Annotated in this window: 10 protein-coding genes and 4 tRNA genes; 2 read left to right on the plus strand and 12 right to left on the minus strand. The window is 63.0% G+C overall.

The annotated features are described in order from the left end of the window. Positions 1-11: 11 nt before the first annotated feature. Complete coding sequence (leuD, locus tag B9A31_RS08465) at positions 12-656, minus strand: 3-isopropylmalate dehydratase small subunit (RefSeq protein ID WP_016715165.1); 645 nt, start codon at positions 654-656, stop codon at positions 12-14. Then, the gene (leuC, locus tag B9A31_RS08470; protein ID WP_084296876.1) at positions 653-2,086 is read right to left on the minus strand and encodes a 3-isopropylmalate dehydratase large subunit; all 1,434 of its coding nucleotides are present in this window, start codon (positions 2,084-2,086) and stop codon (positions 653-655) included. The genes leuD and leuC overlap by 4 nt, the downstream gene beginning before the upstream one ends. A gap of 130 nt (positions 2,087-2,216) precedes the next feature. Between leuC and B9A31_RS08475 the strand changes: the two genes are divergently transcribed. After that, on the plus strand, positions 2,217-3,092 hold the full coding sequence (locus B9A31_RS08475) for a LysR family transcriptional regulator (RefSeq protein WP_019098753.1): 876 nt from the start codon (positions 2,217-2,219) through the stop codon (positions 3,090-3,092). Positions 3,093-3,154: 62 nt separating this feature from the next. Further along, positions 3,155-6,451, plus strand: a complete 3,297-nt coding sequence (locus B9A31_RS08480; protein WP_019098752.1) for a PAS domain S-box protein — start codon at positions 3,155-3,157, stop codon at positions 6,449-6,451. 57 nt (positions 6,452-6,508) lie between these two features. Here B9A31_RS08480 and B9A31_RS08485 read toward each other — a convergent pair whose 3' ends face one another. From B9A31_RS08485 to gltX, 10 genes are all read right to left on the minus strand, one after another. After that, positions 6,509-6,952: an Hsp20 family protein gene (locus B9A31_RS08485; RefSeq protein ID WP_016715161.1), complete on the minus strand. Its 444-nt coding sequence runs from the start codon at positions 6,950-6,952 to the stop codon at positions 6,509-6,511. 223 nt (positions 6,953-7,175) lie between these two features. Further along, positions 7,176-8,150, minus strand: coding sequence for a tRNA dihydrouridine synthase (locus B9A31_RS08490; protein WP_019098751.1), 975 nt, complete (start codon positions 8,148-8,150; stop codon positions 7,176-7,178). Positions 8,151-8,201: 51 nt separating this feature from the next. Beyond that, a complete protein-coding gene (locus B9A31_RS08495; protein ID WP_015269427.1) occupies positions 8,202-8,636 on the minus strand; it encodes an acyl-CoA thioesterase in 435 nt (144 codons plus the stop codon). A gap of 69 nt (positions 8,637-8,705) precedes the next feature. Beyond that, on the minus strand, positions 8,706-9,539 hold the full coding sequence (locus tag B9A31_RS08500; protein WP_019098750.1) for an alpha/beta hydrolase: 834 nt from the start codon (positions 9,537-9,539) through the stop codon (positions 8,706-8,708). A gap of 15 nt (positions 9,540-9,554) precedes the next feature. Then, entirely contained in the window at positions 9,555-10,094 is a 540-nt protein-coding gene (locus B9A31_RS08505; RefSeq protein WP_016715158.1) for a TetR/AcrR family transcriptional regulator, read from the minus strand. A 172-nt stretch (positions 10,095-10,266) separates the two neighbouring features. Next, positions 10,267-10,342 (minus strand) — tRNA-Glu (locus B9A31_RS08510). A gap of 42 nt (positions 10,343-10,384) precedes the next feature. Further along, positions 10,385-10,460: transfer RNA gene (locus B9A31_RS08515), tRNA-Ala, on the minus strand. 53 nt (positions 10,461-10,513) lie between these two features. Then, a tRNA-Glu gene (locus tag B9A31_RS08520) sits at positions 10,514-10,589 on the minus strand. Positions 10,590-10,661: 72 nt separating this feature from the next. Further along, positions 10,662-10,737, minus strand: a tRNA-Ala gene (locus B9A31_RS08525). Positions 10,738-11,026: 289 nt separating this feature from the next. Then, the gene (gene gltX / locus B9A31_RS08530; RefSeq protein WP_084296877.1) at positions 11,027-12,508 is read right to left on the minus strand and encodes a glutamate--tRNA ligase; all 1,482 of its coding nucleotides are present in this window, start codon (positions 12,506-12,508) and stop codon (positions 11,027-11,029) included. Positions 12,509-12,513 lie beyond the last annotated feature (5 nt).

A 12,513-nucleotide genomic window follows, 5' to 3' on the forward strand; every position in this document is an offset into this window, starting at 1 on the left:
GGCTATATCAATCAGGCATCCCGGAACAACCAAGGCTGCCCGGCGCGGTGCTTGCTTTCGAAGGCCTTGATCGCATCGCTGTCCTGCAGGGTCAGGCCGATGTCGTCCAGGCCGTTGAGCAGGCAGTGCTTGCGGAACGCATCGATCTCGAAGTGCAGCACCTTGCCGTCCGGGCGGGTTACCGCCTGCGCCTGCAGGTCGATGGTCAGCTGGTAGCCCGGGTTGGCTTCGACCTGCTTGAACAACTCGTCCACTTCTTCATCGCTGAGGATGATCGGCAGCAGGCCGTTCTTGAAGCTGTTGTTGAAGAAGATGTCGGCAAAGCTCGGCGCGATGATGCTGCGGAAACCGTACTCGTCCAGCGCCCAAGGGGCGTGCTCACGGCTGGAACCGCAACCGAAGTTCTCCCGCGCCAGCAGCACGCTGGCACCCTGGTAGCGTTCGTGGTTGAGCACGAACTCCTGGTTCACCGGGCGCTTGCTGTTGTCCTGGTAGGGCTGACCCACGTCCAGGTAACGCCATTCGTCGAACAGGTTAGGGCCAAAGCCGGTGCGCTTGATCGACTTCAAAAACTGCTTGGGGATGATCTGGTCGGTGTCGACGTTGGCACGGTCCAACGGCGCGACGAGGCCAGTGTGCTGGGTAAAGGCTTTCATGCTGCGCTCCCTTGGATCAACTCGCGGACATCGATGAAGTGGCCGGCTACCGCAGCAGCGGCGGCCATGGCCGGGCTGACCAGGTGGGTACGGCCACCGGCGCCCTGACGGCCTTCGAAGTTGCGGTTGGAGGTGGACGCGCAATGCTCGCCGCTCTCCAGGCGGTCCGGGTTCATCGCCAGGCACATCGAGCAGCCTGGTTCACGCCATTCGAAACCGGCTTCGAGGAAGATCTTGTCCAGGCCTTCACGCTCGGCCTGTGCCTTGACCAGGCCCGAGCCCGGCACGACGATGGCTTGCTTGACGGTCGCGGCCACCTTGCGGCCCTTGGCGATCTCCGCCGCGGCACGCAGGTCTTCGATACGCGAGTTGGTGCACGAGCCGATGAACACGCGGTCCAGCTGGATGTCGGTGATCGCCTGGTTGGCGGTCAGCCCCATGTACTTCAAGGCGCGCTCGATCGAACCACGCTTGACCAGGTCGGCTTCGGCGGCCGGGTCCGGTACGCGCTGGTCTACGGCCAACACCATCTCGGGCGAGGTGCCCCAGCTGACTTGCGGCTTGATCTGGCTGGCATCCAGCTCGACCACGGTGTCGAACACGGCGTCGTCATCCGACACCAGGTCTTTCCACGATTCGACTGCCTGCTTCCATTGCTCGCCCTTCGGCGCGTAAGGGCGGCCTTCGACATAGGCAACGGTGGTGGCGTCGGTCGCTACCAGGCCCACACGGGCACCGGCTTCGATGGACATGTTGCAGATGGTCATGCGGCCTTCCATCGACAACGCGCGAATGGCGCTGCCCGCGAACTCCATGGCGTGGCCGTTGCCACCGGCGGTGCCGATCTTGCCGATCACGGCCAGCACGATGTCCTTGGCGGTTACGCCGGCCGGCAACTGGCCTTCCACGCGCACCAGCATGTTCTTCATCTTCTTGGCGACCAGGCACTGTGTGGCGAGCACGTGCTCGACCTCGGAGGTGCCGATGCCATGGGCCAAGGCACCGAAGGCGCCGTGGGTGGAGGTGTGCGAGTCACCGCAGACCACGGTCATGCCGGGCAAGGTGGCACCCTGCTCCGGGCTGATGACGTGAACGATGCCCTGGCGCTCGTCGTTCATCTTGAATTCGAGGATGCCGTATTCGTCACAGTTTTCGTCGAGGGTCTGCACCTGCAGGCGCGACACCTGGTCGACGATGGCCTCGATACCGCCCTTGCGCTCTGGCGTGGTCGGCACGTTGTGGTCGGGCGTGGCGATGTTGGCGTCGATGCGCCACGGTTTGCGGTTGGCCAGGCGCAGGCCTTCGAAGGCCTGGGGCGACGTCACTTCGTGAATGATGTGGCGGTCGATGTAGATCAAGGACGAGCCGTCATCACGGCGCTTGACCTCATGGGCTTCCCAGAGTTTGTCGTAGAGCGTTTTGCCAGCCATCAGACTGTTCCTCATCAGCGTCTTTCTATGCCAAAGACCCCTTGGCTTGTACGGACGATGCTATGGGGTTAGATTGAATAACTCAAATTCATAATTTTTATCCTTTGGATAACCAAGAGGAATGCGACCCTTGGACCTGGCCAACCTCAGCGCCTTCATCGCCATTGCCGAAACCGGCAGCTTCTCCGGGGCGGCTGAACGCCTGTTCCTGACCCAACCCGCCATCAGCAAGCGCATCGCCGGGCTGGAGCAGCAGCTGGATGTGCGCCTGTTCGACCGCCTGGGCCGCGAGGTGACCCTGACCGAGGCCGGACGCGCCCTGCTGCCCCGGGCCTACCAGATCCTCAACGTCCTCGATGATACCCGACGTGCGCTGACCAATTTGTCGGGGGAAGTGAGCGGTCGCCTCACCCTGGCCACCAGCCACCACATCGGCCTGCACCGCCTGCCCCCGCTATTACGGGCGTTCACCCGCCAGTTCCCGGCCGTGGCGCTGGATATTCAGTTTCTCGATTCAGAACAGGCCTACGACGAGATTCTGCATGGCCGCGCCGAAATAGCCGTGATCACCCTGGCGCCCGAGCCGCATCACCTGGTCCAGGCGGTGCCCGTGTGGGACGACGCCCTGGATTTTGTCGCCGCCCCTGAGCACCCGCTGGCCAACAATGCGGTCGGCCTGGCCGATGTGGCACGTCACCCGGCGGTGTTCCCCGGCGGCAACACCTTTACCCACCACATCGTTCAGCGCCTGTTCGAAAGCCAGGGCCTCACGCCGAACATCGCCATGAGCACCAACTACCTGGAGACCATCAAGATGATGGTGTCGATCGGCCTGGCCTGGAGCGTGCTGCCGCGCACCATGCTCGACGAACAGGTTGCACCCATCGCTTTGCCCGGCATACAGCTGTCGCGCCAGCTAGGCTACATTTTGCACACGGAGCGTACGCTATCGAACGCGGCCAGGGCATTCATGGCCCTGCTCGACAGCCACGCGGGGCCCGCCTGACCGGCCGTCAGCCAGGTATTTCCATATCCAAGGACGCGTCATACGCCAAAGGTCTGGTACCGATGCCCAAATCAGCAAACCGCTTTTTGCGCCTACCGCGTATTCCTGCGGCCGACCCCCAGGAGTCCGAACAGGCCTGGCAGAACGCCCCACAACTGCTGGCCGCGCTGAACGGGGCCCGGTTAGGGGCATGGCTGTGGGATATTGAAAGCGGCCGTGTCAGCTGGTCACGGGGCACCCAGGCCCTGTTCGGCTTCGACCCGCAGCGCCCGCTGCCTGCTGATGTCGACTACCTCGACCTGCTGCCCGAAGAAGACCGCGCCCGCACGCGACAGGTGTTCCAGGCGGTGTTCAACGGCGAGCCGGTGGAACAGGCCATGCGTCATCGCATCCGTTGGCCGGACGGCAGCCTGCACTGGCTAGAGATCAACGGCAGCCTGACCCACGACCCGCATGGCCGGCCGCAGATGATCGGGGTAATCCGCGAAATCACCCGCCAGCGCGAGCGGGAAACCGCCCTGATCAATTCGGAAAAGCGCTTTGCCACCCTGTTCCACCTCAGCCCCAACGCCATTTTGCTCACCCGCCGCCACGACGGCATGATTTTCGAGGTCAATCAGCACTTCGAAGACATGTTCGGCTGGCCTGGCAGCCAGGTGATCGGCAAGACCAGCCTGGAGCTGGGCCTGTGGGTCAACCCCGAACAACGCCACCAGGTGATGGAGTCGACCCGTGCCAACGGCGGCCCGTTGATCATGGAGGTGCAGTTCCGCGCCACCAGCGGCAAGGTGCATGACGGCATCCTCTGCACCCAGGGCATCGAACTGGAAGGCGTGACCTTTCTGATCAGTACCTTCGTCGACACCACCGAGCGCAAGCGCGCCGAGCAGGCCCTGAAGGACAGCCAGGAGCGCCTGGACCTGGCCCTGGATTCGGCGCAGCTGGGCACCTGGGACTGGCATATCCCCAGCGGCATGCTCTACGGCTCTGCCCGGGCCGCGCAGTTGCACGGCCTACCGCCCATCCCCTTTCATGAGTCGTTCGATGCCTTTTTCGAAGGGGTACCGGAGCAGGAGCGCAACTCGATGCGTCAGGCCTACCGCAGCCTGCGCGAAGGGCCCGCCGGCAACTATCAGATCACCTACCGGGTGCAACTGGAGAACGGCATTTCGCGCTATATAGAAAGCCGCGCACGCCTGTACCGCGACGAACAAGGCAACCCGCTGCGCATGGCCGGCACCCTGCTCGACATCACCGACCAGGTGGAGCGCGAACAGCGCCTGAGCGCCTCGGAAGAGAAGTTCGCCAGCCTGTTCCAGGTCAGCCCCGACCCGATCTGCGTCACTCGCCAGGACACCGGTCAGTTCATCGAGATCAACCCGGCGTTCACCCAGACCTTCGGCTGGGGCAGCGAGCAGGTGCTTGGTCGCACCGCAGAGGAAATCGGCCTCTGGGCCGAGTCCATCGAGCGTGCGCAACGTATCGAGCGGGTGATCCGCGAACAGGCCTTGAGCAACGTCGCCGTGGTGGTCAACCACCGCAATGGCGCCCCCCTGACGTGCGTGATTTCCAGCCGCCTGATCACCGTCGATGACCAGCCGTGCAGCGTGACCACCCTGCGCGACATTACCCAGCAGCAACGCGCCGAAGCGGCACTGAAGTCCAGCGAGGAGAAGTTCGCCAAGGCCTTCCACTCCAGCCCCGACGCCATCACCATCACCGAACGCCATAGCGGCCGCTACCTGGAAATCAACGATGGCTTCTGCCGCCTGACGGGCTACAGCGCGGCCGAGGTGGTCGGCCACACGGTGTACGAGATCGGCATCTGGGCGGACGACAAGCAGCGCAGCGCGCTGCTGGCCGAGCTACGCGAACGCGGCCGCGTGCATCACCGGGAGATGCTCGGGCGCAACAAGCGTGGCGATATCCTCACCGTGGAAGTCTCGGTCGAGCCGATCACCCTCAACGAGGTGGACTGCCTGCTGCTGACCGCCCGTGACGTCAGCCAGCTGAAAAATGCCCAGGCGCAGATTCGCCACCTGGCCTACCACGACCCGCTGACCAACCTGCCCAACCGCGCCCTGCTGATGGACCGCCTGAGCCAGCAGATCGCCCTGCTCAAGCGCCACAACCTGCGCGGCGCCCTGCTGTTCCTCGACCTTGACCACTTCAAGCACATCAACGACTCGCTGGGCCATCCGGTGGGCGACACGGTGCTGAAGATCATCACCGCCCGCCTGGAGGCCAGCGTGCGTCTGGAAGACACCGTGGCGCGGCTGGGTGGCGACGAGTTCGTGGTACTGCTCAGCGGCCTGGAAGGCAGCCGCGAACAGGTAGAGGAAAAAGTGCGCGAACTGGCCGACACCCTGCGCGAACTGCTGGCCGAACCGATGTCGCTGGATGGCCAGCGGCTGCAGGTAACGCCCAGTATCGGCGTGGCGCTGATCCCTGACCACGGCGCTACCCCGGCCGATTTGCTCAAGCGTGCCGACATTGCCCTGTACCGGGCCAAGGACTCCGGGCGCAACACCACCCAGCTGTTCCACACCACCATGCAGAAAGCCGCCAGCGAGCGCTTGCGCATGGAAAACGACCTGCGCCTGGCCTTGGCCCGTGGCGAACTGGCGCTGCACTTCCAGCCCCAGGTGGATGCCCGCGACAACCGCATCGTCGGGGCTGAAGTGCTGCTGCGCTGGCACCACCCGCAACTGGGTCAGCAACCACCCGGGCAGTTCATCCAGGTGCTGGAGGAAAGCGGCCTGATTCTGGAAGTTGGCAGCTGGATCCTCGATGAAGCCTGCGATGCTTGCGCGCGCATGCTGACCGACGGGCTGATCAACGCGGATGATTTCAGCCTGTGCGTGAACATCAGCCCGCGGCAGTTCCGTCAGAACGACTTTGTCGGGCGGGTACTGCGCAGCCTGGACGACTATCGCCTGCCTCGGCACATGCTCAAGCTGGAAATCACCGAAGGCATCGTGATCCAGAACCTGGAAGACACCATCAGCAAGATGCGCGAACTCAAGCGCTTCGGGGTGAGCTTTGCCATGGATGACTTTGGCACCGGTTATTCCTCACTCACCTACCTCAAGCGCCTGCCGGTGGATGCGCTGAAGATCGACCAGACCTTCGTACGCGACGCGCCGGTCGACCCCAACGACGCGGAAATCGTGCGCGCCATCGTTGCCATGGCCCGCAGCCTGGACCTGGCCGTGATTGCCGAGGGGGTAGAACTGACCGAACAATTGGAGTTCCTCGAGCGGTTGGGCTGCCACTTGTACCAGGGATACCTGCACAGCCGGCCATTGCCGTTGCCGGAGTTTCGGCAGATGTTGCTGGAGGCGCCGGCGGGTTACTGAACCGGCCTGCAAACGCAAGAAGGGCACCCGAGGGTGCCCTTCTTCACTGCAGCGCGATCAGTTCAGCGCTGGCTTGTCACCATTGATCGGGATGCGCTTGGCCTTGGCTTCTTCAGGCACGATGCGCAGCAGGTCGATGCTGAGCAGGCCATTGGCCAGGCCGGCGGCCTTCACTTCGATATGGTCGGCCAGGCGGAACGACAGCTTGAAGGCGCGTTGCGCGATACCTTGGTGCAGGTAGGTCACTTCAGCGGCGCCATCGTCGCGCTTGCCACCGGTCACGGTCAGGACGCCTTTTTCGACTTGCAGGTCGAGGTCCTGCTCCTGGAAACCGGCTGCGGCAACTACGATGCGATAGTGGTCATCGCCATGCTTTTCCACGTTGTAGGGCGGGTAGCTGCTACCAGCCTCGTTACGTGCCGCAGACTCGAACAGGTCGTTGAAACGGTCGAAACCTACGGAATGGCGGAACAGGGGTGCGAGAGAGAAAGCGGTAGTCATGGTCATAAACTCCTGAGAATCAGCAAGTAAGTCATTACGCGACCCGACTTCGGCATCGCGTACTCAAGAGATATGGCCGGTGGAAATGCTTTCAAGGGGCACGTAGAAAAAATCTGAAATCAGTGCAGCCCTCTTCGCGGGTACGCCCTCTCCCACAGATCACCACAGGCCTCAAGACCGGCGCAATACCTGTGGGAACTGGCTTGCCGACGATAGGGCCGGATCAGGCTACACAGGTTTCCAGAGCTTGAGCCTCAACAATCCCCAGCAACCGGCTGATCCGCGCACAGTCATCTTCCCGGCGCAGCTCGGCAAACAGCACCACCGCTTCGGGATAACTGCGAGTCAGCATCGCCAACCACTGCTTCATCCGCCCCGGCGCATAGCGCGGCGACAGCTTGTGCTGAGCCTGGCGCCAGAACTCGCGTAGCAGCGGCAGCAGGTCATCCCAGCTCATCGGCTGATAATCGCGGCCGTCACGCGCCGCCGCAATCTGCAGACCCAGGTCGGGGCGCGACACCAGCCCACGACCCAGCATGATGTCTTCAGCCCCACTGACCTCGCGGCAACGTCGCCAGTCGTCGACAGTCCAGATCTCGCCATTGGCGAACACCGGCACCTTCACCACATCCTGCACCCGCGCCACCCACTCCCAGTGTGCCGGCGGTTTGTAGCCTTCGACTTTGGTCCGCGCATGCACCACCAGATGCGCCGAGCCGCCTTCGGCCAGCGCCGTGGCACACTCCAGCGCACCATCAGGGCTGTCGAAGCCCAGGCGCATCTTCGACGTCACCGGGATATCTGCCGGCACGGCACGGCGCACTTCGCGCACGATGGCGTGCAGCAGTTCCGGCTCCTTGAGCAGCACGGCACCACCCCGCGACTTGTTCACGGTCTTGGCCGGGCAGCCAAAGTTCAGATCGATCACCGGCGCGCCCAGTTCGCAGGCCAGCGCGGCGTTTTCCGCCAGACATACCGGGTCCGAACCCAGCAACTGCACACGCATGGGCACCCCGGCAGCCGTGCGCGCCCCCTGGCGCAGCTCGGGCGCCAGCTTGTCGAACGAAGAAGGCGGCAGCAGGCGGTCGCACACACGAATGAACTCGGTGACGCACCAGTCGATGCCGCCCACGCGGGTCAGTACGTCGCGCAGGATGTTGTCGACCAGCCCCTCCATGGGGGCCAGGGCAATTTGCATGTCGGGGTCTCGGCAGAAAAAGCCGGCAGTCTAACAAAAATTGCCGGGGTTTCAGGCGCCGATCAGCGCCGGGCCGTAACCGTCGAGGAATTCTGCCGGCATGCGTTTGGGCTTACCGCTGGACAGCTCGATGCAAGCGAAGGTGGTTTGCGCACGTAGCAGGGTCACGCCGTCACGCGGGCGCTTGAGCTGGAAACGGCGGGTCATGCGCAGGCGCTGGTCCCAATCGATGATCCAGGTGGCCAGTTGCAGTTCATCGTCCTCGTAGGCGGCGGCCAGGTAGTCGATTTCGTGACGCACTACCGCCATGGCGCGGTCTAGCCGACGGTATTCGGCCAGGTCCAGGCCCAGGCGCTGGGAGTGGCGCCAGGCGCAGCGCTCCAGCCAGGTGACGTACACCGCGTTGTTGGCGTGGCCGAGGCCATCAATATCCTCGCTGCCAACGCGCAGGTCGATGACGAAGGGTGTTGCCAGGTCCCAGCTCATGTTCGCTTCCTTGGCGGAAAAAGTGAATTTAGCCGTGACAGGTGAGGGAATGTCCAGCCCTGCTGCCAGTCAGGCGCTTTGACGCGCCGGTGCAGCAGCGCGGGCGAGCAATTCGAGCACTGCCTCACCCAGCCGCGGGTCGGACAGTACACGCTGATGCCCACCCGCCTCCAGCAGCATCAGCCGGCTGTCGAACCACGCTTTATGGATAACCTGAGCCTCATCGGCGGCCACCAAGGCGTCATCAGCGGCATGCACCACCAGCCCCGGCAACTCCAGCTGATAACCCGTCACATCCAGCCGGGCTATCTGCATCCCCACATCCCGCTCAATCTGCCGAATGAACGCCGCCCGCGCCCGTGCTGGCAGCCCCAGGCGATGAGCAAAACCACGCAACACACCCAACAGCCGTGCCGGGGCTGCAATGCTGACAGCAGCCTCTGTACGCAGCCCCATCTGCAAGGCCAGCAGCACACTGGCACCGCCCATGGAATGGCCAATGACCGCACGCAGCGGCGGCAGCTCGGCGGCGGCCTCCAGCAGGGCCCGGGCAAACAGCACCACATTGGCCTGCTCGCCAGGCGAACGCCCATGCCCCGGCCCCTCCAGTGACACCACCGTGTGCCCGGCCCGGACCAAGGTTTCGATCAAAGCGGCAAACTGGGTCGGGCGCCCTTCCCAGCCGTGCATCAGCAGCACGGTCGGCCCATTACCCCAGCGCAGGGCCGACAAGCCGAAGCGCAGGGTAATGCGCTCGGCACTGGCCAGCACGGGCAGCTCCCAATCCCGCGGCGGCAAGTTGCGTGGCGTCATGAAGGCACGGCGCATCTTGCCCGCGACATGCTCGGGGGCCAGACGGCCCAGGGTGCCATTGACACCACGAATCCAGCTCAGGGTAGTCATTGCCATGCTCCAGGGTTAAAGCACCGCCGATTTGGCGGCGCGCAGAATGCGGTCTGACAACTCGCTGGTACCCAGAGCGCGGGCCAGGGCCAGGCCACCGACCATCAACGCCAGATCGGCCAAGGCTTTGTCGGCATCCTCGGGGCGATCGACCATGGCAGCGGTCATCAGCTCGATGTGTTCGGCCAATACCTCACGGAAGACTTCCGGCAGGCGCTGCATCTCGCCCAGCGAGTTGGGCAACGGGCAGGCATGCACCTCGGCATCGCGGTGCTTGCGCGACAGATAGAAGGCACTGGCCAGCGCCCGCCGCCCTGCCCCATCGAGGCTGGGGTCGATCTGGGCGAGCAAGGCGCGACGCTCCCCCAACAGCTGGCGGAACGCTTCGAGCATCAGCTCATCCTTGCTGTCGAAATGGGCATAGAACCCACCCACCGTCAGCCCGGCAGCCCCCATCACCTGGCTCACGCTGGGCTCGGCGGGGCCATGCTGGATCAGCGCACTGCGTGCGGCTTCCAGGATGCGTTCGCGGGTTTTGCTCTTCTTGTCGCTCATCTGAACATTCGCCGGACAAAATATGATGATCGAAATATTATTCTCATCATATTTTTTGGCAAGCAGAATTTCTCGCCGCCTGTCGGTTGCGAATTTTTCGGGAGGGAGAAAAACAAAAGGCCCATTCAATAATCGAATGAGCCTTAAAGGTCCCGCAAAACGCGGGTAAAAATGGCGTCCCCTAGGGGACTCGAACCCCTGTTACCGCCGTGAAAGGGCGGTGTCCTAGGCCACTAGACGAAGGGGACGTAACCTTCGTGCCGACCCGCATACGCGAATCGCGGCAAAATTGGTGGAGCTAAGCGGGATCGAACCGCTGACCTCCTGCATGCCATGCAGGCGCTCTCCCAGCTGAGCTATAGCCCCGGATTTCTAGCCTCTCGGCCCAGCGACATATTTAAACATCGCTTGTGCAAAACTGGCGTCCCCTAGGGGACTCGAACCCCTGTTACCGCCGTGAAAGGGCGGTGTCCTAGGCCACTAGACGAAGGGGACGAACCTTCTTACCTTCAAGACCCGGTTGCTGGACCCGGTCTTGCTTATCAGCCTTGGCTGGTAAGCGGAATTTGGTGGAGCTAAGCGGGATCGAACCGCTGACCTCCTGCATGCCATGCAGGCGCTCTCCCAGCTGAGCTATAGCCCCACAATGTCGCTCTGAACAGAATCGCTGGCTGGGTGGCTGGCGTTTCGTTTTCGTTCATCGCTGTGGACGGGGCGCATATTAAGTTCGGATTGCAGGGCTGTCAAACTAATTTTTTAAAATAATCAAAAAAATTTTCACAGATAACAATCACTTACCGCCCTGCCCTACCAAAACCCCAGCATCGAACCCTGTGGGAGCAGGTTTACCCGCGAATGCGGCAGTGCAAGCGCCATCGTATTCGCGGGCGAACCCGCTCCCACAGGTTTCAGCTACAGGCTGGGAAACGCTGTCACGCGATCGAGGCCAACAGCTTTTCCCACTCCTTGTTTTCTTTCTTCGACACGCCACCCAGCAGGTCCAGAGCCTGACGCAGGCGGTAGCGGGTAAGGTCCGGGCCAAGGATTTCCATGGCGTCCAGTACCGAAACCGAACTGGCCTGGCCAGTGATGGCGGCGAACATCAGCGGCATCGCGTCACGCAGCTTCAGTTCCAGCGCCTCGACCACGGCCTGGATGCAGCCGGTGATGCGCTCTTTTTCCCACTGGCGCAGGCTTTCGAGCTTCCACAGGATCAGCTGGATCACCTGACGCACCTGGTCGGCCGACAGTTTCTTGCTTTCGAACAGCTTGGCATCCAGCTTCAGCGCGCCTTCGAAGAAGAACCCGCCCAGCGGGGCAACCTGGCTGAAGGTTTCCACACGGCCCTGCACATGCGGGGCGATCTTCATCATGTAGTCGCTGTTGAATGCCCACTTCCGCAGGCGTGCCGCGAATTCCTCGACCGGCAGCTCGCGCAGCCACTGGCCGTTGAGCCACGACAGCTTCTCGATGTCGAAAATCGGCCCGCCCAGCGAAATGCGCGACAGGTCGAAGTGCTCGACCATTTCGGCCAGCGAGAACTTCTCGCGCTCGTCCGGCATCGACCAGCCCATGCGGCCCAGGTAGTTGAGCATCGCCTCGGGCATGAAGCCCATGCGCTCGTAGAAGGTGACCGAGGTCGGGTTCTTGCGCTTGGATAGCTTGGATTTGTCCGGGTTACGCAGCAGCGGCATGTAGCACAGCTTTGGCTGTTCCCAGCCGAAGTACTCATACAGCTTGATCAGCTTGGGCGCCGACGGCAGCCACTCTTCGCCACGCAGTACGTGGGTAATGCCCATCAGGTGGTCGTCGACCACGTTGGCCAGGAAGTACGTCGGCAGGCCGTCGTTCTTCATCAGCACCTGCATGTCCATGCGGTCCCACGGGATTTCGACATCGCCGCGCAGCATGTCCGGGACCACGCACATGCCTTCGCTCGGCACCTTCATGCGGATCACGTGTGGCTCGCCAGCGGCCAGGCGGCGCTGCACTTCCTCGGCGCTCAGCAGCAATGCGCGACCGTCGTAGCGCGGGGTTTCGCCGCGGGCTTGCTGCTCGGCACGCATCTGATCCAGCTCTTCAGCGGTGCAGAAGCAGTAGAAGGCGTGGCCGGCGTCGACCAGTTCCTTGGCGTACTTGGCGTAGATCTCGCCACGCTCGCTCTGCCGATACGGACCGTGCGGACCGCCGACGTCCGGGCCTTCGTTCCATTCGATGCCGAGCCAGCGCAGGGCGTCGAAGATCTGCTGTTCCGACTCGCGCGTGGAACGCAGCTGGTCGGTGTCTTCGATGCGCAGGATGAACTCACCGCCGTGCTGCTTGGCAAAGCAGTAGTTGAACAGGGCGATGTAGGCAGTGCCGACATGGGGGTCGCCGGTAGGCGATGGCGCGATACGCGTGCGTACGGTGGTCATGGAAG

This window comes from Pseudomonas sp. URIL14HWK12:I5, assembly GCF_900176445.1.
Lineage (GTDB): Bacteria > Pseudomonadota > Gammaproteobacteria > Pseudomonadales > Pseudomonadaceae > Aquipseudomonas > Aquipseudomonas monteilii.